Annotated in this window: 18 protein-coding genes; 6 read left to right on the top strand and 12 right to left on the bottom strand. The window is 44.8% G+C overall.

Annotated elements, in window-relative coordinates; all coding sequences use genetic code 11:
- From AAC006_RS20405 to AAC006_RS20390, 4 genes are all read right to left on the bottom strand, one after another.
- Positions 1-3,218: FimV/HubP family polar landmark protein (locus AAC006_RS20405; protein WP_339892380.1), on the bottom strand; the 3,218-nt coding region annotated here is incomplete at its 3' end.
- A 421-nt stretch (positions 3,219-3,639) separates the two neighbouring features.
- Complete coding sequence (locus AAC006_RS20400; protein ID WP_013783499.1) at positions 3,640-4,656, bottom strand: aspartate-semialdehyde dehydrogenase; 1,017 nt, start codon at positions 4,654-4,656, stop codon at positions 3,640-3,642.
- Between the two features lie 59 nt (positions 4,657-4,715).
- A complete protein-coding gene (locus AAC006_RS20395; protein ID WP_013783498.1) occupies positions 4,716-5,918 on the bottom strand; it encodes a 4-phosphoerythronate dehydrogenase in 1,203 nt (400 codons plus the stop codon).
- An 81-nt stretch (positions 5,919-5,999) separates the two neighbouring features.
- Positions 6,000-6,755 (bottom strand): class II aldolase/adducin family protein, encoded by a 756-nt coding sequence (locus AAC006_RS20390; protein WP_013783497.1) that lies wholly within the window; start codon positions 6,753-6,755, stop codon positions 6,000-6,002.
- 72 nt (positions 6,756-6,827) lie between these two features.
- Here AAC006_RS20390 and AAC006_RS20385 point away from each other — a divergent pair, with 72 nt between their 5' ends.
- Positions 6,828-7,532: a Crp/Fnr family transcriptional regulator gene (locus AAC006_RS20385; protein WP_013783496.1), complete on the top strand. Its 705-nt coding sequence runs from the start codon at positions 6,828-6,830 to the stop codon at positions 7,530-7,532.
- A gap of 202 nt (positions 7,533-7,734) precedes the next feature.
- On the opposite strand, the gene fabB is transcribed toward AAC006_RS20385, so the two are convergent.
- A complete protein-coding gene (fabB, locus tag AAC006_RS20380) occupies positions 7,735-8,949 on the bottom strand; it encodes a beta-ketoacyl-ACP synthase I (RefSeq protein WP_288389186.1) in 1,215 nt (404 codons plus the stop codon).
- A gap of 461 nt (positions 8,950-9,410) precedes the next feature.
- Here fabB and AAC006_RS20375 point away from each other — a divergent pair, with 461 nt between their 5' ends.
- Positions 9,411-10,430: a GGDEF domain-containing protein gene (locus tag AAC006_RS20375; protein WP_339892378.1), complete on the top strand. Its 1,020-nt coding sequence runs from the start codon at positions 9,411-9,413 to the stop codon at positions 10,428-10,430.
- 36 nt (positions 10,431-10,466) lie between these two features.
- Positions 10,467-12,593 (top strand): bifunctional tRNA (5-methylaminomethyl-2-thiouridine)(34)-methyltransferase MnmD/FAD-dependent 5-carboxymethylaminomethyl-2-thiouridine(34) oxidoreductase MnmC, encoded by a 2,127-nt coding sequence (gene mnmC, locus AAC006_RS20370; RefSeq protein WP_208805804.1) that lies wholly within the window; start codon positions 10,467-10,469, stop codon positions 12,591-12,593.
- Positions 12,594-12,748: 155 nt separating this feature from the next.
- Here the strand turns inward: mnmC and AAC006_RS20365 are convergent, their stop codons facing one another.
- From AAC006_RS20365 to AAC006_RS20335, 7 genes are all read right to left on the bottom strand, one after another.
- On the bottom strand, positions 12,749-13,465 hold the full coding sequence (locus AAC006_RS20365; RefSeq protein WP_013783492.1) for a FlgO family outer membrane protein: 717 nt from the start codon (positions 13,463-13,465) through the stop codon (positions 12,749-12,751).
- A gap of 2 nt (positions 13,466-13,467) precedes the next feature.
- Complete coding sequence (locus AAC006_RS20360; RefSeq protein WP_126871447.1) at positions 13,468-14,247, bottom strand: FlgO family outer membrane protein; 780 nt, start codon at positions 14,245-14,247, stop codon at positions 13,468-13,470.
- A gap of 4 nt (positions 14,248-14,251) precedes the next feature.
- Positions 14,252-14,965, bottom strand: coding sequence for a FlgO family outer membrane protein (locus tag AAC006_RS20355; RefSeq protein ID WP_126871446.1), 714 nt, complete (start codon positions 14,963-14,965; stop codon positions 14,252-14,254).
- A 218-nt stretch (positions 14,966-15,183) separates the two neighbouring features.
- Positions 15,184-15,366 (bottom strand): hypothetical protein, encoded by a 183-nt coding sequence (locus AAC006_RS20350; RefSeq protein ID WP_126871445.1) that lies wholly within the window; start codon positions 15,364-15,366, stop codon positions 15,184-15,186.
- 55 nt (positions 15,367-15,421) lie between these two features.
- Positions 15,422-15,724 (bottom strand): YfcL family protein, encoded by a 303-nt coding sequence (locus AAC006_RS20345; RefSeq protein ID WP_126871444.1) that lies wholly within the window; start codon positions 15,722-15,724, stop codon positions 15,422-15,424.
- A 40-nt stretch (positions 15,725-15,764) separates the two neighbouring features.
- On the bottom strand, positions 15,765-16,895 hold the full coding sequence (locus tag AAC006_RS20340; protein ID WP_013783488.1) for an ATP-NAD kinase family protein: 1,131 nt from the start codon (positions 16,893-16,895) through the stop codon (positions 15,765-15,767).
- A complete protein-coding gene (locus tag AAC006_RS20335) occupies positions 16,892-17,443 on the bottom strand; it encodes an elongation factor P hydroxylase (RefSeq protein ID WP_312847912.1) in 552 nt (183 codons plus the stop codon). The genes AAC006_RS20340 and AAC006_RS20335 overlap by 4 nt, the downstream gene beginning before the upstream one ends.
- Positions 17,444-17,621: 178 nt before the next feature.
- Here AAC006_RS20335 and AAC006_RS20330 point away from each other — a divergent pair, with 178 nt between their 5' ends.
- The 3 genes from AAC006_RS20330 to AAC006_RS20320 form a co-directional block, all read left to right on the top strand.
- Positions 17,622-18,338 carry a hypothetical protein gene (locus AAC006_RS20330; RefSeq protein ID WP_126871442.1) on the top strand — a complete coding sequence of 239 codons (717 nt, stop codon included), beginning with the start codon at positions 17,622-17,624 and terminating at the stop codon, positions 18,336-18,338.
- 49 nt (positions 18,339-18,387) lie between these two features.
- On the top strand, positions 18,388-18,843 hold the full coding sequence (locus AAC006_RS20325; RefSeq protein WP_126871441.1) for a thioesterase family protein: 456 nt from the start codon (positions 18,388-18,390) through the stop codon (positions 18,841-18,843).
- Between the two features lie 27 nt (positions 18,844-18,870).
- The coding region (locus AAC006_RS20320) for a retropepsin-like aspartic protease (protein WP_339892376.1) at positions 18,871-20,024 on the top strand (1,154 nt) is incomplete at its 3' end.

The raw sequence follows: 20,024 nt of genomic DNA, 5'->3' as shown, positions 1-20,024 counted from the left end.
TCTTCGTCGCTGTGGGCACCGTCTACGTCTACTTCTACATTTTCGGGTTCAGCAGACTCGAGAGCATCGTCCCTGTCATCATCACCATCAAAGTCTAGTTGAGCTTCAGCTGGCGGTGCTTCATCTAATACTTCGTCTTCGTTAAACCCGTCAATGTCATCTTGTGACTCGGCTTCTTCTAACGAGGCTATATCTTGTATTTCTGCTTCTGGATCATCAATGACTTGCTCAGCGGAACCTAAAGATTCAAGTTCGTCTAACGGTTCATCATTGCTTAAATCTGTTGCGTCTGTTTCTGACTCACCTTCAGCAAGCTCGTCTTCGGCGGGTACTTCTTCACCGTGCTCTTCATCAGCGAATAACTCTTCAACAAGCTCGTCATGGGAAGCTGCTTCATCTTCATTGTCTAATGCTAATTCTTCGGGCTCTGGCGCTAGCGCATCGGCCTCAAGTTCTTCATCACTAGAATCATCTTCAGCTAGTGCTTCATCAATAGATAATTCGTCAGCAACATCTTGGTCAGCTTCGTCAAAATCTGATGTTTCTTGCTGCTCGATTTCACTGTCTGTGCTTTCGGCCTCTAAGACTTCATTTTCGGTGGGGCCATTCTCAAGCGCATCGATTTCGGGAGCTTCTTGAGGAACATCAGTTTCATCGCTCAGGTCGTCACGAGATAGTGTTTCATCACTGCCTAGCGGCGCATCGGGCTGAGTCTGTTCAATATCACTGTCGATATCAGCTTCAAGCTCAGCAAGAAGCTCATCTGCAAGCGCATCGCCGGAATCAGTACCTTCATGGGAATCAATATCTGCTTCTAGCTCAGCGAGTAAATCATCAGTAAGTGGATCGTCAAAGTCATCGTCAACTTCTGGTGCTTCAGTAGCCTCAGAGGTTTCTTCTGAATCGTTTTCAAACGCGTCATCTGGTTGATTTTCAGCTTCTAGCTCTGCTAATAAATCATCAGTAAGTGGGTCATCAAAATCGCCATTTTCGTCAAAGGCAGGCTGAGTTTCATCTTCAGAGTCGATTCCCGCTTCAAGCTCGGCAATTAAATCGTCTGTTAATGGGTCGTCAAAATCAGCATTATCATTGTCTGATTCACCATCTATCTGAGCGTCTGCTGATTCGGGGTCTACATCGTCATCATCCGATTCAATGTCAGCTTCAAGCTCGGCCAGCAAGTCATCTGTGAAAGGGTCAGAAAAATCATCATCTGCAGATTCATCTACTTCAGGAGCCAGCTCTTCGTCAGATGCATTTTCATCGAATCCCAACGCTTCTTCACTTTCAGCCTGCAATTCAGAAATTAAGTTATCCGACAAAGGATCAGAGAAATCATCAGCATTCTCCATGTCTTCAACATCAATTTCGTCTAGGTCATCGGTAATACTGTCTAGGCTTTGAATGGCTTGTGGTGAAGGAGCTGAAGCAACAGATTCTATTGTATCCTCTTCGCTTTCGCTGTCTTCGTCACCTTCGTCAAGGCCACCCATCATTTCAATTTGCTCAATCTCGTTAAGCAAATCATCGGTAATACGATCGAGTTCTTGATTCTGCTGATTAATTTCATCATCAAGCTTATCAATCATTTCTTCGTTAATAAGCTCATCTTTACTGTCTAGCTCGTCAAGCAGCGTAGGTTCTGGTGCATTTTGTTCAAGCAAATCATCAATGCTGATCTCAGGCGTTTCGTCTTCGTCATCAACACTGGGTAAGGTGTCAGTATCTTCTTCACTTTCATTCGATGCAGACTGTGCTGCTTCAAAAATGTCGTCAACAGAATCACTCGTTTCAGCTTCTGCCATTGCGCCATCTAAAATATCATCAATATCAAAGTCGTCATCTAAGGCGTCGGGTTCAGACGCATCTGGCGCTTCTTCAATATCGGTTTCGTCTTGTGCTTCGTCTAAATCTTCACCAAGATCTGTATCAAGCGATTCGTCAAAGTTAGCTACGTCGTCATCGTCATCACCAGATAAATCAAACCCTTCTAAACTGCTATCTCCATCTTCACTGAGCTTATCAGACAAATCATCATCATCGAACAAACTGTCTAGCTCATTCTGGTCAAGCTCATCACTGCCCGACTCAAATAAGTCATCGGTATCGTCTTCAGGCACCAACATGTCATCGTCTAGGTCGCCGAAGGTTTCTAAGTCATCATCAAGGCTTTCTTCTAATTCAGACGTAAGCACATCATCAAGCAAGTCGTCGTCGTTGAACAGATCGTCATCCGTCAGCTCCATGCTATCGCCAAGATCTGGCTCTAGTGCACTGGCCAAGTCAGCCATGTCAGTATCTGGTACAGGCACATCATCAGAGATTTCTGGTACTTCTGGTGCTTCTGCAGCTTCAGCTGGTTTGCGTTTCAACAACCACGCAATTAGCCCGCCGACCAATAATAAGGTAATAATGCCGGAGCCTATAATGAGAAGCATTGGGCTAGAAAGCGAACTCCACATCGACTTTTGTTTTTCTGCTTCTCGCTGCATTTGCTCGGCTTTCATCATATCGAGCAGCTCTTGTTGCAGCGCCACTTGCGTATCTATCTGTGTTTTAACATCGCCTTCAACCTGATTACGAAGCTCTTGAAGTTCACCATTAACCTCGTCTACCCGCTCATACAGTTTGCGATTTTCATTTAACAAGGCTTCCACGTTTTCTAAAGACGCAGCAAATTGCATCCGAAGTTCATCAAACTGACGGGTTTGCTCTTGATCTAAACGCGTAATTTTTTGTTCTATATTGGATTGAGTTTGGCTTAAATCGTTTTGATTCACCAAAGGCGCAGGCGGTTTAATATTTCGTACGCTGCTACCAGGTTTGTTTAGCAACTCAGCGAAGGTTCGCTCGTCATTTTCTGCTCGAATTTGTGCTTGTCTTGCATCAATACGAGAAATATACCGTTCTGATGGCAACTTCAGTATTGAACCATCAACCAGTAAATTTAAGTTTTGCTGTTCAAACGCATTGGGGTTCAGCTCATAAATAGCGGACATAACCTGATAAACCGACAGGTTATTATTTTGACGATAACGCTCAGCTATACGCCAAAGGGTATCTTGAGAATCAATGGGGCCGTATTCTAATCCAGAATACTGACTGGTCGCGTTCTTGGGCCCTTTCAGCAGGGTAGCGCGTTCCTGTGCATCGACATTATTGTGGGGGGCTAGTAAACATAAAGTAAGTAAAACTAAGCCCGTCAAATGCAATTTCATAGCAATCCTATATGCCCTCAAGCGTCAACACCACCAAATATCATGGTGGAGATTCGTAGCTAAACCTCTTTTCATTTGCGCTTAAATGCTGCAAACCGGTCCAGCTTTTTATTCTTATCATTTGATAGCGCGTGCGCACGAATGAAAATGCTCTATCAATACAGATTTTCTACATTGCTTACCGCTATTTTTTACCTTTATTGATGTATCGACAACATCACTAAGGCCGGTGGTATTTCCAATCTGGTTTAGGAAACTATAAACCAGTTATTAATGGCAATCTAGTTAGCCCTTCTGTTTTCGGTATCTATTTGTTGAATATCGATATAACTGCTTATCGGCCGAGTAAGCAAAATGTTTACTTACTCGGCGAAATCAATGTCATATGCCCTATTTGAGGCTTTGCTTACTTACCCTATGATTACAGGTAATCGCGAATTAGGGTTTCAGCAATTTGAATACTGTTTGTTGCCGCACCTTTACGGATATTGTCTGACACAACCCAAAGGTTAAGACCACAGGGATGGGTAATATCGTTTCGAATACGTCCAACGTGAACCATATCATTGCCACTAGCACTGCTTACCTGAGTAGGAAACTCGTCGGCAGCATCATAAACTTTAACGCCTGGGGCATCGGCAAGTAATTGTTTAACCTGTTCAGCATCTATTGGCGCGCGAGTTTCTAAGTGAATGGCTTCACCGTGACCATAGAACACTGGCACTCTTACTGCGGTCGCATTAACCAAGATGCTGTCATCACCCATAATTTTTTGTGTTTCCCACACCATTTTCATTTCTTCTTTGGTGTAGTCATTATCTTGAAACGCATCAATCTGCGGAATAACGTTAAAGGCGATTTGACGGCTAAACGCTTTAGTCTCAAGCTCTCGCGCATTTAACAGGCTAGCAGTTTGTTTCACCAGCTCTTCCATCGCTTCTTTTCCTGCTCCCGATACAGACTGATACGTACTGACGTTAATACGGTCAATACCTACAGCATCGTGTATCGGCTTTAGCGCCACCATCATTTGAATGGTTGAACAGTTAGGATTGGCAATAATGTTTCTGTTACGAAAGTCAGCTAATACATGAGCATTAACTTCTGGCACGACAAGCGGAATGTCTGGCTCGTACCTAAATTCAGATGTGTTATCAATAACAATACAGCCTGCATCAGCAGCACGTGGCGCGAATTCCGCAGAAATGCTGCCGCCCGCTGAAAAGAAGCCAAACTGTACCAACGACCAATCGAAAGTATCTGCATCCAACACTTCTACATCTTCGCCCTTGAAGCTAATACTGGTTCCCGCTGAACGTTTGCTGGCTAGTGGATATAAACGATTTACTGGAAAGCCACGCTCTGCCAGTAGTTCTATCATAGTTTGCCCAACTAGACCGGTCGCGCCTAATACGGCAACGTCAAAGGCTTGTGACATAAGTGTTGTTTCTCCTGTAAATAGTATTGCTTAAAAATAAAAGACGTTAGGCTGGCAAGCTAGGCTTGCAACAAAAAACCTAACCCTTTCAATTGCTGTTTAATTCCATCTGATGTGTGACTGGGCAATATCAGCGTGTATGCACTGCATTCCCGTCTTATTCGATAGCTTTTGCGCATAGTAGCAAAGGTGTGGCTAATGCTGGCACTAATTTCTTCGCTTTGCGCACTTTCATTTTGCTGTCTTTTCAACGCTTCCCCTAACTTTTCACGAAACGCTTCATCATCAACACGCAAGTTATAAACCTGTAGCATTAATCCTATCAAATCTTGTTTCGATAATGCAGAAGCTGTCGCAGATGCCAATTCTACTTTAATGGGTTCGACAGCAGACAAATAGTCGCCGAGAGTTTTCGTGTTTGGTTCTTTCAATAAGTTACATATTTGTTCGTAAACATACTGGGTACCACGCACTTTACCCTCAACTGAATGCCCAGCAATATGAGGTGTCATCAACCAACAGTATTGTAATAGTTCAGGATTAATGGCGGGCTCATTTTCAAAAACATCTAACACTACTGTGGGCGCGTTGGGTTGTTTAAGCCTATTTAACAAGGCCAGTTCATCAATCACCTCACCGCGACATGCATTAATTAGCAGCTTATTGCTACCTAGCTGCCCTAGCACATCAGCATTAATCAACTTACCTGTGGTGTGGCGGCCTGTATTCACATAAGGCACATGAAGCGTGATGACATCACAATCGATAATATCTTCAAAATCAACGAAACTACGTGGGTCACCCGACTCATTTAATGGGGGATCGCACAACTTATATTCAATGTTCAATGCCGCTAATCGTTTAGCCAACGCAGTGCCTACATGCCCTGCCCCCACAATACCAACGGTAATAGCATTAATGTCTATTTTACCTGCACGGTCAGCCAAAAATAATGCGCTTAGCACATATTCGGCCACGGCAACGGCGTTACAACCGCCCGCGGAATTCCAGCTGATCCCCTGACTATTAAGCCAGGTTTTATCCATGTGGTTAGTGCCAGAGGTAGCAGTGGTAACGAACTGGAGTTGTGAAGCTTGGCTAAGCAAGGCTTCATTGACTTTGGTAGTGGAACGCACAGCCAAGATATCTACGTTTTTGATATCTTCCGGAGTAAGGGTTTGCCATGCATAACTGCTAACATCGCCTAAGCCGCTGAAGTATTCACGACCTAAAGGGATAGTGTCTTCAAAGAGTATTTTCATGGTGCTAAGTCTACCTCAATCCTTCGGATTAGTAACCTTGAGCACCATGAATCAATACAGTTTTTTAGTCTAATTTAGCGCTTATTCATCGAAACCAGGGAATCGACGAGCAACCCGCCGTTTAATTCCTGGCCACGCTAGGCTTCCACCCGCTTGCTTCGTTACCTCAGACGCTTGGGCACGGATCCCTTGTAAAATAGCAGAATGAATAGGGATTAACTTCTGGCCTGTGGCTTGCGCTTTTAACTGAATTTCGCAGGCTCGCTGAAAGATGAACATAAATAAAAACGCATCAGGAATGTTATCGGCACAGGTAAGCAGCCCGTGATTTCGCAATATCATAAATTGCGTATCACCTAAATCACGAACTAGTCGCGCTTTCTCATCAGGGTTCAAGGCTACCCCTTCATAGGCATGGTAAGACAGCGACGCTAACGGGAACAAAGACTGCTGTGAATACGCTTGCAATCCTTCCTCTAATACTGAAAGCGCTACCCCTTCGGTAGTATGCAAATGCATAACGCACTTCGCATTGTCTCTGGCTTCGTGTACCGCACTGTGAATAGTAAAGCCCGCAGGGTTGATGTCGTACTCACTTTCCATCACCTTGTTACCATGTAAGTCTACTTTCACCAAACTTGATGCAGTAACTTCATCGAACATCATGCCATATGGGTTTATTAAAAAATGGTGTTCGGGCCCCGGCACCCGTGCCGAAATATGGGTAAATATTAAATCGTCCCAGCCATACATGGCCACTGCGCGATAACAGGCGGCTAAATCCACACGGGTTTGCCACTCTTGCTCACTCACTTGTGCTTTTACTTTTGAACTCATCATAGATCTCCTACATTTTTTGCTACCTTACGCCTAAATTACAGGCTAAACTGTCGGATAAACGACACTGTAATGAAAATGTTAAACCAACAATACACTTCAGTTTTAACCAGCTCGATGTGGTTTTCTTCACTCCCTGAAAACTTACAAAGTGCCTTGCTCGATAAAGTGCGTATTCGCCATTTAAAGGCAGGCCAACAATTGCATGCAAAAGGTGAAGAGGGAATTGGCTTTTATGGCCTGTGCGAAGGCCGCCTGCGGGTATTGAACATAGGGGAAAACGGGAAAGAAATGCTATTTGCCTTGCTGGGCCCGGGTACGTGGTTTGGTGAAATATCCTTATTCGATGATTTACCCCGCACTCATAACAGTGTGTGTGAAATCGATACCGTTATTGCCGTTATTCCCAAAGTCGCGTTTAACGCAGTGTTAAAAGCACATCCCGAGCTTTATCCACACTTTGCCCGCCTGCTTTGTTCACGAGTAAGAAGTGCATTTCAATTTATTGATTCCAGCGCAGGGCTAAACTTACAACACCAGCTAATTAAGCGCTTGCTCATGCTAACCACCAGTTATGGTCAGCATTTACCGCAAGACAGTGCCATTACCTTAACCTTGTCGCAAGAATCTTTAGCGCAAATGATAAATAGCAGCCGACAAACCGTAAATCAGCTCTTAGGCGATTTACAAAACCAAGGATTACTGCATTTACATTATGGGAAAATAACGATTAGTCGACCAAGTGCTCTGTTTGCTCTTTTAAAAGATAAAGAGTGAGTTTGACGTACTTCTGCTGGCTTATTAAAAGGTACGAATAAATCTCTGGAAGCAAAAAGGCCCGATGTCAGTAACCTAAATTACCATCATCGAGCCTTTAAAATTAACGGCTGAACGTAAGCTGCTGTTAAGTAGTCTAGTATCAGGTTTGTTTTAAAGCCGACTGTCGACGCTAATTCAAACCAGTTAACTAATTGCTTTATTAACCTTGGTAACGTTGCATCACCAACGTTGCGTTAGTGCCGCCAAAACCAAAACTGTTAGACATCACCGTGTTCAACGTTGCTTCACGTGCTTGTGTCACAATGTCGAGACCATCAGCTGCGTCATCTAATGTGTCAATATTGATTGATGGTGCAATAAAGTTATTTTCCATCATTAATAAGCTGTAAATAGCTTCGTTAACGCCAGCTGCACCTAACGCATGACCTGTTAGTGACTTTGTTGCACTAATTGGCACACCAGATTGGCCGAATACTTCCTGAATAGCCGCCAGTTCTTTTACATCACCTACTGGTGTTGAAGTACCGTGGGTGTTCAAGTAGTCGATGGGTGCAGACACATTCTGCATAGCCATTTTCATACAACGGATTGCGCCTTCGCCTGATGGTGCTACCATGTCGAAGCCATCAGAAGTTGCGCCGTAGCCAACCACTTCACCGTAGATTTTTGCGCCACGGGCTAATGCGTGCTCAAGCTCTTCCACAACAACCATACCGCCACCGCCTGAACTAACAAAGCCATCGCGGGCTGCATCATAAGTACGTGATGCTACTGAAGGGTTGTCGTTATATTTAGAACTCAGTGCGCCCATGGCGTCGAACTGACTTGACAGTGCCCAGTGCAATTCTTCACCGCCACCTGCAAATACAACGTCTTGCTTACCCAGTTGAATAAGCTCCATGGCGTTACCAATACAATGCGCACTGGTGGCACACGCTGATGCGATTGAATAGTTCACACCACGAATTTTAAATGGCGTAGCAAGACACGCTGAAACCGTAGACGCCATACAACGTGGCACCATATAAGGGCCCACACGTTTTACGCCTTTTTCACGCAGGATGTCTGCCGAAAGTACTTGGTTTTCAGAAGACGCGCCGCCAGAGCCAGCAATGATGCCGGTGCGATCGTTTGAAATGTCGCTATCTTCAAGGCCTGAATCTTCAATGGCTTGTTGCATTGCAACATAAGCATAGGCCGCTGCATCACCCATAAACCGCATAGCTTTGCGGTCGATGTGCTCTTTAAGGTCGATATCGATATTACCCCACACTTGGCTTCTTAGGCCCATCTCAGCGAACTGCTCAGAGTGTGTAATACCTGACTTACCTGCTTTTAGTGAAGCAAGTACATCTTGTTTATTGACGCCGATGCTTGAAACAATTCCAAGACCGGTGATAACTGCTCTTCTCATAGTTTACCCTTTGCGTTGATGCGGCTATGGTAACGATTTTGATTGGTAAAGTGGTCTGCTTTGCAACTTAAGACCTAGCACTTCACTTTTTAACCGCATCCTGATGCATTTGCTTTAATTATTTTTGCGCCACGTGAATTGCTTCATGCAATGTATCATGAAAGGCACATTCAAATACTAGAAGAAAATAGCAAGTTCACAAAAGCTTCACTTAATTATCAAAACAATTCCTTGGCTTTATCGGCAAGGCAAATGCGTTGATGATGATTGATATCATTATTTAATTTTATCAAACTGGTCACATCTCTTATCCATTCGTCTATCTTTAACAATTAAGATAAACACCTTGAATCAATTCAGATAACATTGTGTCGTGTCACTATGCTCCTGCGCCCTCTACTATGTGCAGTTCTTGAAAGATAAAAATCTTTAGTCAAATTTGTAAGGGAATACACATCACCATGGCCACTTCTAACTTTTGGGGCAACGAACTCGAATTTCGTCGTACGGTATTAAGAGTTGTTCTACTTGTTATCATTGTTGCAGGTGTCATTTTTACTATCAATAATTGGATAGTAGGCCACAGGGTATTAGCCTTTGTTGAGTTACTGGTTGTTGTTCTTTCCCTCGCTATTTTAGCGGTTCACAAAAAGACATCGAACTTGAAGTTATGGTCCTCCCTCTTTCTATTCGCCCTGTACACCGTCATTCTTATTGGCATTTTAACTGCTTCATTTACCTCGGCGCTGTACAGCTGGTTATTCATTGTTCCAGTTCTATCCTATTTGCTGTTGGGTACTAAATTAGGCACGATTTACTCTGTAATATATGTATTATCAGGCTGCGGCATCTTGACCTACCGACATATTGTGCATAATCCCGACACACCCGTCATTGCCATTGTCAATATTGCCTTAACGCTTACGGCTATTTGGGCGTTATCTTATACCTATGAACGAAAACGGGCAGAGACCGTCAAACGTTTGCAGGAAATGGCCTCATTAGACCCGCTCACAGGGCTGAACAACCGCTTGCTTCTAGGCTCAATTTTCGACATGCTCTGCGAAACCTTGCCCGAAAAACAAAAATCTGTCTCTATGGTGTTAGTCGATCTTGACCATTTCAAGAAGGTAAACGATAGATATGGCCATGGCGTAGGAGATGCAGTACTGGTTGACGTATCACGAATTATCAATAGTATGCGCAGACGAAACGATTGCGCTTTTCGATTCGGCGGCGAAGAGTTTTGTTTACTTGTACCTGATGTTACGCCTTCTCAGGCTCATAGCATTGCAGAGCGCTTACGGCATTCAGTTGAACACACGTTAAGCGCAGAAGGCTTTGATGCGAAAATGACCGTAAGTATCGGCGTGGCCCGCTGGCCTGAAAATGGTGACGCGTTGTCTCAAATTTACAAGGTCGCCGACGAGAGACTGTATAAAGCCAAAGAACAAGGTCGCAATCAGACTGTCTCTGAATAGTTAGTTATCAACTGCATAAAGAGTTAAATTACACCGGTGAAATCTCAACAAGCAAGCGTGCATTTCAATGAAAACGGCACGCCTGTCGCCGACCATTTTGGCGACGTATACTTTTCCAATGACAGTGGCATTAATGAAACCCAATATGTATTTATGGGTGGAAATAGCATTGTTGAACGCTGGCAGGCACATAGCAACCCTAGCTTTGTGATTGCTGAAACCGGCTTTGGCACTGGGCTTAACTTTCTGGTTGCCATGCAAGCGTTTAAACACTTTAGAAACGCCAATCCCAGCCACCCGCTTAAACAATTATTCTTTTTAAGTACGGAAAAATTCCCACTACCCAAACCAGATATGGAAAAGGCATTACTGGCATTTCCCGCTTTGAAAGGAGAAGCTGGCGCATTAAGTACGCGCTACCCTATGGAGCTAGATGGCTGCCATAGGCGTCATTTCGCTGAATTTGATACCACGTTGGATTTGTGGATTGGGGATGTACACGATTTATTGCCTCAATGGCATAGCCCAACAGCTGGGCTGATTGATGCATGGTTTTTAGATGGCTTCGCCCCAAGTAAAAACCCTGATATGTGGGCCGACACGTTATTTGAGCAAATGGCGCGGTTGTCGAAAGTAGGCGCTACCTTTGCCACCTTTACAGCAGCGGGTTTTGTAAAGCGCGGGTTGGCTGCCGCTGGATTTACCGTATCAAAACGTAAAGGCTTTGGTAGAAAACGCGATATGTTGGTGGGTATTTATGAAACAGAAGCTGCGTCGACATTAGCTGAAAAGCGTGCCTTCGAAGGCCCCTACTATCGTTATAATCAAGCTGCTGTTACACCTAAAAGCCACGTTATTGTGGTGGGCAATGGCCTTGCGGCAGCTACGGTGACACTTTCTTTAGCTAAGCGCGGCATTAACGTTACGGTATGTCATGATCAAGAGGCTTTAGCCTCAGGCGCGTCAGGCAACCCACAAGGGGGGTTTTTCCCTCAGCTTCATTCCGAGGCCAGTATTGCCAGCCGTATTCAAGCGCATAGCTTTTTGTATGCTTCGCATATTTACCACACCTTGCTTGATGATAAAGATACCCCACCAAGTACTACGTTGAAAAAAACGCCTGTGGCACACGACTTTTGCGGTGTTGCGCAGCTTAACTTTAACGAGAAGGTCGCCGTTCGGCAGAAAAAACTGGAGGCTAATGGTGTATGGCCCGAAGCGTTAATTAAACCAATAAGCCCTGAGGCGCTATCGGAAAAAGCGAGCATTGCCTTACCTTATGATGGACTGTTTATAGAGCAAGGGGGCTGGATATCGCCACCTGACTTAGTGCAAGCGCTAATTGAGCAAGCAAAACAGTACGCAGATGTGACCGTATTATGTCACCATGAGTACCTTTCTCACACGGTACTGAATGACAATGACAAAACATCATTATCAGATGCGCTTGCCCAAGCACACCACCTTGCTGTGGAGTTTAGTGTAACGGCGGGCATAAAGGATTCATCAAATAATAAGACCTTGTTTGCTGATCATCTTATTTTGGCCACAGGTGCTGGTGCTGTGGGCAGTAATGCCTTTGCTTCATTACCGCTGCGCCCCGTGCGCGGGCAAGTAGAAGCCATTACCACTCAAGCGCCCATAAACGCATTAACCACTGTGATATGCCACAAAGGCTATATGACTCCTGCATTAAATAACCGACATGCGCTTGGCTCAACCTACATCAAAAACGACCTATCTACTGAAGTACGAGCTCAGGAAAGTGAACAAAACCTGCAAACCCACCAGCAAGCCATGGCGAATACCGATGTTGTACAACAGCTCGAGCATGACGGCGAAGCAAGGGCTGCCACGCGATTAGGTTCACCGGATCATCAACCTGTATCTGGCATGCTTGCAGATTTTTCCGCACTTAAAACTCAATATGTTGGTTTGTCGTTAGGTAAGCCGCTTTCTACCGCAGCCCCGTTGCCAGCAACTCCAGTAAGCACATTATGCTGCTTAGGGTCACGCGGCCTCACTACCGCGCCTTTAATGGCGGAATTATTAGCAAGCACGTTAACTCATGAGCCTTTGCCGTTAAACAACGACTTGTGTCAGGCGGTACATCCTGCACGGTTTATGGTGAGAGACTGTATACGAAGTATCTTTGATGAATAGCGATGGCTTTTATCGCTATTTTTAAGCAGCAATTTTTTAAGCTGCAATAAAAAAGCGCAGTGCTGAACGCCTATTTTACTGGGCCACTTCAGACTGCGCTTTTTTGTTAAATTCGATTGTCACCGGCAGTTAGAAACTCACCGATGCGTAACCCGTTATTGTACTGGCACCTGCGCCGTTAAGCCTTTATTTAAATCGGTCACGATGAACGCGGGAATATAGATGTTCGCACTGGCAACAACTTGCTTGTTTTGCATTGAGACAATACGGGCATTAATGCGAACGCCCCTGTCGTCTTCAATAATAGTGCCTGTCACTACATGGTCCATCGACACTTGCTTGGCCAGTGCATTCGCTTTGCGGCTTAATACAAAATCACCAAAGGGCGTTACTGTCACGCCACCAGCCATTTTAAAGTCTACAATGGCTAGCCCAAATTCTTGAAGTTCGGCAATAAGGTATTCAGAAAGTTGATTTCCTAACACCGTGCTATCACCTAAAGATTCATTCAAGCGCACAAAACTGGTCACCCCCACCATGTCTTGCTGTGTAAGGCGGGTTGCGTTATCCATTAAGTCCATCGCCAATTGCGATGCGTAGTCATTTAAGCGTTTGTGGGTTTGTGAAGGAGAAAAACCTTGGTGCAAAGGGTCTCTGTAGCCTGGATCCACAGCAATGTGCTGCTGATATTCACGGTCACGAGAGTCTGGGTGGTACTCAAGGCCTGATCCCCTTGGCACAGGAACAGGCTCAGCAGAGTGAGAAATTTCTCCGTCATCACCTAGCCAAAAAGAGCCGATTGATTCAGTACTGGTACACGCGGTGAGGTTAGCGACTACCCCCATTGCCAGCAAAGCAATAAGCCTTTTCATGATTAACCTCTACTTAATTTTACGCCATCACGCATGCCGTTCTTTTGGCTACCGTCGCTAGGGATTAGCGCTTCTACCACATAAAATGGCACTAGCATTTGTGCACTCGCCACTACCGCGCGAGATTCTATGCCCAAAATTCTGGCGTTAACTAACACGCCGCCCTGGTGTTTAGCCATGGTGCCCGTAAGTACGTAATCTATGGGTAAACTGCTGCTTAATTCTAAATAGTCGCGGCTAAGAACGAAGTCGCCACCGTCGGTAATACGAATGTAGTCTGTGGCTTTAAAATCGATAACGGGCACACGAAATTTATGCAGTTCGTGAACAAATGACTCTGCCATTTGCTTACCCAGCAAATCCGTTTCTTGAAGATTGGTATCAATAAGCGCGAAATGCGTTACGCCTATAGGCGTTTTTTCATTCACATATTCCATATTTGCGATAAGGTCTTGGGTCATATTTTTTACGTAATCACCAATATGCTTAGTTAGCGGTCGTCCTTTATAGGCCCCTTGGACACTGGAATAAAGTGTAGGTTGACCTATAGCGCCAAACGCATCCATACCCTCTTGCTCGTCTGACTGTTCGTCATCGTCTTCTTTTTTTGGTGAAGGACGGTCTATCGCCATAATATCTACTACATTCATGGCCGGTCGAGACGTTTCTTCAACTGCCACTTCTTCTTCGCCTAACATCATAGAGCAACCGCTCAAGGCTAGCGTTGATGTTGCTAGGATACATGCCGTGCATTTAGCCGTGCGTTTAAATAGTGCGTTCATCCCGTTACCTTCCACCTTCAGTTCTGTACAGTCGACCATTACGGCTCGTTACTCGCTCTTCTTCCCAAAAAATCTCCGCTGGGAAAAAGCGGGTAGCTGCCGCCACCACGTCTTTATTTCTTACGTTGATAATTCTTGCGTTAACCACAGCCCCAGACTGTTGGTAAACCAAGGTACCCGTTATGTAGAAGTCGACCCGTTCAATATCGGACAATTGGTCGATATTGCGCGTAAGTACTCTATCGCTTTCGTCATTAACAATTATATCGTTCGAAAGCTTAAATTCTTGAGTAGTAAAACCACGTTTTGTGGCTTCGGTCATCATGCCCTGCTCTAATTGATGCCCTAACATCATCAATGGATGTTGATCATTCTTGTTGTATTTCATGGTATCAACAGGCACAAATCCCGCCACGGCATAGCGCGCTTGCCTAGAAGGTCGCAAATCAGCAAACAGCTCATTGGCTAAAATGTAGGTGTGATATTCAACATTCCCAAGGGCTGGAACCGCCAAGGGATCAGACTGTGACATTTGGGCTTTAGGGTCGTCCGACGATTGACAGCCCCCAATGATGGCAAGTATTAATCCGGCAGAAATCGCTCGCGAAGTGTTGCGCAAGATACAGCGAAAGGTACAGCGCACCGTGCAGTACCCTGCTATTTTGGGTGCGTTACTAGCGCTACGCTTGTAACTCGCAAGTTGAATTAAACCGAACATATATTCACCTAGAAATAAGCCATTTGTAAAAAGCGCGTTACGTCACACTTGTTGTCTTTTCTTATCAACAACAAGATTAGCAATATTCGCACCACAACCTGTGGGGGCATGACATGTAGCGCGTAAAGTCTGAGAAAAGGTAAACGCTGAAAAGTGCCGAACTAAAGCAAGCCATGTCAGAAAGCCTATAAAACACAGCCGTAAGCCGCATTACTCCGCTACTTGGCGCTTAGAGGGAAAATATTGTTTTTAGCTAACGTTAGAAAAGGAACGCCAGTCAACGTGGCTGGGGGGTTTAAAATAACACCAACACTTGAAAGAAAGTGAGGGTGCCTAAGCGGCAAGGCCATGCCGCTTTCAGGCGTAATTTGCCGGATAATTATTCCGTTTCCAGCTTTCATACATAGCACTTTATTGTGCGCTTGTTACGCGCTTTGTTGTGCGACATTTGGCCGCTTAGCTGCGCGCTTGGTCGAATAATCGTGACCAAAGGCCCTTAACCTGGGCAGCATCCTCGCCCTCTAGTTCTTTGTTATCAAATGCGGCTTGCAAGCTTGCTGCCATATCTGAATCTAGTTGCTGCATAGTTGCGCTGCTTTGCATTTCTAGCTGACGAGATACCACTGCGAAATGGCCTTGTAAGTAACTGGCTGTAAACAGCTCATCGTCACTACCATGATTAACCACATCATCTAACGCAGCCTCTATCGCTGCAATTTGGTTTACTACTTGTTGGGGGGCTGAAGCCGGAGGTAACACGTATTTCTCCTATTCTTAAACGTAATCTAAAATTTCTAAACTATTCGGCGTTATAAAGAACCTTGTCTTTGTAACCGGTAATAATGGTGAACGCACCTTGTAGCGATGCATCTAACTCAGCATCGCCAGAATCTAATCGTAATGGTTTATTACCAAGCGATTGTAACTTCTGTTTAGTCGCAACAACCCGCATATTTTGTTTGCCAATAGCGCGGATAAAGTCTGGGCTAAGCTGCTGATTTCCACGCCCCAAAATATGACCTTGCCCACCAATAACGGTTAATACCACTTGGGTTGGCTTTCCTTGGGTAAGCGAAAGCAATTCAGATGCAGTTACATCACTAGCTACAAGCGTTTTATCCAGCACTACATCAACACCTAGTAAGGTATTTTCTAAACCCAGAAACTCCATAACCGCGCCAACGGTAGAGCCCGACCCCATAACAAAATAGGTGTCTGGGTTGTCGTCCATTAATTCGCTAATGGTAGCGGCAATATCATCGAGGACTAGCGCCTCGTCCTCTTTACCACCCATTTTTACGGCTTGCACGTAGGTTAGTTCGGCGGGCACTCGCATCTCGCCATAGTGTTTTGCTATCACTTTTCCGGTTCGAAATGCGTTTTCATCGATATCTCGCACTTCGCCTTCCATCACACTGACAATTTCGCCCTTGATCATTTGGCTAATGACCTGTCCTGCGGCAGACGGAGTCACGCAGTACACGCCCGAGTGGATTTTACATCCCGCCGGCACACCTAACACCGGCACTTTTTCACCCACAACTTTACACACATTGCGGGCAGTACCATCGCCACCAGCAAATAAAATAACATCAAGATTACAGTTAAGGAAAGCCTGTACAGCACGCTCGGTATCTTCCCCTTCTGTTTGTTGCGATGCACTCTTGTACACCACCTCAAAGGGTAATCCTAACGATGCACACACGTCTTCGCCCATTTCTCCAGCGGCGGTAACGATAGTGAACTGTTCTGACAAGGCCTCTACTATAGACAGCGCTTTAGCCATTTTTTCGTTAGCTTTTTTTTCAGCGCCCATTGCTAACGCCTTTTCACGCACATCGGCACCGTCACTGCCTTTTAATGCAAGCGCGCCGCCTATACCTGCAAAAGGGTTAACTACCACACCTAATCGAAATACCGGCTTGTTCATTGGGTTACTGCGCTCCCGTTAATTTCTGTGTGTTTTTTTAAAGCATCGATAAAGCGTGCCGCCCTTGGGGGGAAGCCATTGTTTTTATACCACGCTAACTGGGCTTCTACATTTTTAGTGAAACCTTTTCTATCGGGCTCTGCACCATTTAAATTATCGGTACTCACTTGAAATTGGCGCCCTGCAGCTTCGGTAAACGCCCACTCAATAGCTTGCGGCTTAATCTCTACACTTTCAAATTCAGCTTGCTGCTTGGCATCTCGCCCATCAGGGCAATACCAATAACCGTAATCTTCAAGTAAACGACGCTTCTCACCCGCCACACACCAGTGGGCAATTTCATGCAGCGCGCTGGAAAAGAAGCCGTGGGCAAATACAATACGATGATAGGGAGTATCTTCATTGGCAGGAAGATAAATAGGCTCGTCATCACCTAATACCAGCTGCGTTTTAAAGTCGGTAAAGGTGCTGTTAAACAAAGTAATAAGCGCAGGTACTTCAGGGTCTATCTTATTCGCCACGCTGTACAGCTCCAGTAGCGAGTAAATAAGTTAGCCGTGTTATATTGCACCAAGTACTAAAATTCAAAGACGTTTCCCGTTAGCCATACATTTAAGGGCGGGTATTATAACAGTGAAAATATGGCGGGAATAGGCTTAGCGGCTTGCATGCGCCACTCGCTTGCGTCAAGCTAGTATTAAAGCACTACGGAAGGATGTTATTTGCGTGCCACAGAATATCGTTAAGCATATACATAGAGTGAATGCGCTTCGAGACCTAGCGCATAAAGTGAGTATTATGGATAATATTCACGAACTTCAGCATTGGCAATGTGAGCGCTTGTTAGTGTCTCACGATGATTTAGCCAAACAACCGCGATATCAAAAAGCCATGCAGTTTTTTGTAGATGAACTGTATGGCCCCAAAGATTTCAGCCAGCGTGACGCCGATTTAGTTCGGGTCATCCCCAAACTTGCTAAAGTGCTTCCCGCCAAAGCCATGAATGCCATGAACGATGCGTTAGCACTGAACGCCCTGTCTTTCGATTTAGATATGCAAATGGTGCATCAACTCAAAGGAGCGCCATTAAATCGAGATAGTTACGCCCTAGCCTATCGCAACACAGGCCGGCAAACAGACAGGCAACGCCAGCTCGATATTATTGCGCACCTTGGCGAACAACTTGGCGATGTAATTAAAATTAGGGGGATTGGCATGCTGATTAGCTTATCAAGACGCCCCGCCAAACTGGCTGGACTATTGTCGCTGCACGAACTACTAGAAAATGGTTTTCACTCATTTAAAGCCATCGGCGATGTGCAAAGCTTTATTCATCCTGTACTTGAACGAGAAGAAGCACTGATGCATGTGTTGTTTGATGAGTCAGTCCCCTTGCCAGAAGATAACCCGCTTCCTATCGTTTCTACTAATTTAACAGCCTGATGTGGTCTTCTACACGGTCGCACCAAGGTAGCAACTGAGTTTACACCGAATGCCAGAGTCTTTATTACCATGGCGATATCAATCGCCCTTTATCAAATCTTGGCAAATAGATGCTAGTCACTTAGATCACTATAACCACGTTAATAATGTGGCTTACTTAACCCAAGTAGAAGCATTGGCGTGGGCCCATTCAAATTCACTCGGATTGCAGTTTTCTGACTATCAGTCGCTCAACCGCGCCATGGTGATTAAACGCCATGAACTTGATTACCACCTGCCCTCTCACGAAGGTGACAATCTACAATGCGCAACGTGGATTGTGAGTTGTGATAACAAGCTAACCCTAAAACGACACTTTCAATTTATTTGTGAGCGCAGACAAAAAACCGTATTTGAAGCACTAACCACTTTTGTTTGCGTGAGTTTAGATACTGGCGCTCCCAAGCGTTTGCCTGAACCCTTTAAGGAAATTTATGGTAATGCATGCATTAAACCCAACTTTTAATTGCGAAGCCCAACGGAGTTTTACATTATGAATAAAGGGCTATTAGCATGTTTAGTTGTGGTACTTACTGCATCCGTATTTCTGAACGGCTATTTATGGCTGTCATTAAACCAGGCTGTAGATATAGCTACGTCTAATAGTATGTCTGATTATGAAAAAATCGCTACATACAAAGAAAATGCTGTGAATGCAGAAGGTACAAAGCGCTCGACGTCAACTGACGGCGAAGGTAATAGCGAGGGGGTCATCTCGTCAACCAATAATGCGAGAGCATACCGTGAGGCAGGTATATCTGAAACGAACATTGATGCATTACATCAACTGTTAAGTAGTGGTAACTACGCACTTCTCAATCAACAACTTAACTACGAATTACAGCGCTTCCCTAACAATGAAGATCTTTTACTGTTAGAGGCAGAGTTGGTACTAAGAACTCAGCCATTATCCGAAGCGCTTATTTATTTTCACGATTTAGCTGAACTACCATTATCACCTAACATGCAAGATAACGTTGAAAGCCGGATTACTAGCCTATACGACAACGCGCAAAAAGAGCTTAAAGCAAATAGGCAGTGGGATTTAGTGGCAAGCTTGAATGAACCTTTGTTTCAGCGAGTGCCAGATAACAGACGTTATACGCTTCAACTTGCCGAAGCTTATGCTAGACAGCAAAAAATAACCTTAATGGAAGATGTTCTTGCAAGCTTGGCTTACGATGATAACGCCGCCAATGCTATACGAAATATCGCGTATAGAGAAAGAAACTATGACAATGAAGTTGCTACAGACGAGACATTGGCAAGAAGTGAACTTTTAGTTAAGGACGTTACTCGCGTGGCACTCCTTCGAGAAGGCGATCAGTACCGGGTAAACGTTGAAGCACTCAATCAAACCGCCGACATGGTGTTAGATACTGGAGCAAGCACTACTGCTATCACCACTGACTTATTCAACCGCTTAGGCGGTTTGGGACGCCTTACTTTTATTGGTAACTTTGACGTAAATACCGCGTCGGGCACCATTAATGCGCCTTTGGTACATATCCCTAGTTTCCTTTTTGCGGGCTATCGATTTAAAGAAGTTTCTGCCTTAGTACTACCAACAGACGCGTTACCCAACGCAGATGGGCTGTTAGGCATGAATATTTTAGGTAAATTCGACTTTTCCATTAGCCCCCAAGA

This window comes from uncultured Alteromonas sp. (assembly GCF_963976965.1).
Classification (GTDB): domain Bacteria; phylum Pseudomonadota; class Gammaproteobacteria; order Enterobacterales; family Alteromonadaceae; genus Alteromonas; species Alteromonas naphthalenivorans.
The sequence above is the reverse complement of the archived record's forward strand: the minus strand, read 5'-3'. Positions and strand labels throughout refer to the sequence as shown.

What these genes read in the sequence shown, in the direction of transcription:
- AAC006_RS20400 (WP_013783499.1), bottom strand. Translation starts at nt 4,656, where the DNA reads ATGTCACAAGCCTTTGACGTTGCCGTATTAGGCGCGACCGGTCTAGTT.
- AAC006_RS20395 (WP_013783498.1), bottom strand. Translation starts at nt 5,918, where the DNA reads ATGAAAATACTCTTTGAAGACACTATCCCTTTAGGTCGTGAATACTTC.
- AAC006_RS20390 (WP_013783497.1), bottom strand. Translation starts at nt 6,755, where the DNA reads ATGAGTTCAAAAGTAAAAGCACAAGTGAGTGAGCAAGAGTGGCAAACC.
- AAC006_RS20385 (WP_013783496.1), top strand. Translation starts at nt 6,828, where the DNA reads ATGAAAATGTTAAACCAACAATACACTTCAGTTTTAACCAGCTCGATG.
- fabB (WP_288389186.1), bottom strand. Translation starts at nt 8,949, where the DNA reads ATGAGAAGAGCAGTTATCACCGGTCTTGGAATTGTTTCAAGCATCGGC.
- AAC006_RS20375 (WP_339892378.1), top strand. Translation starts at nt 9,411, where the DNA reads ATGGCCACTTCTAACTTTTGGGGCAACGAACTCGAATTTCGTCGTACG.
- AAC006_RS20365 (WP_013783492.1), bottom strand. Translation starts at nt 13,465, where the DNA reads ATGAAAAGGCTTATTGCTTTGCTGGCAATGGGGGTAGTCGCTAACCTC.
- AAC006_RS20360 (WP_126871447.1), bottom strand. Translation starts at nt 14,247, where the DNA reads ATGAACGCACTATTTAAACGCACGGCTAAATGCACGGCATGTATCCTA.
- AAC006_RS20355 (WP_126871446.1), bottom strand. Translation starts at nt 14,965, where the DNA reads ATGTTCGGTTTAATTCAACTTGCGAGTTACAAGCGTAGCGCTAGTAAC.
- AAC006_RS20350 (WP_126871445.1), bottom strand. Translation starts at nt 15,366, where the DNA reads ATGAAAGCTGGAAACGGAATAATTATCCGGCAAATTACGCCTGAAAGC.
- AAC006_RS20340 (WP_013783488.1), bottom strand. Translation starts at nt 16,895, where the DNA reads ATGAACAAGCCGGTATTTCGATTAGGTGTGGTAGTTAACCCTTTTGCA.
- AAC006_RS20325 (WP_126871441.1), top strand. Translation starts at nt 18,388, where the DNA reads ATGCCAGAGTCTTTATTACCATGGCGATATCAATCGCCCTTTATCAAA.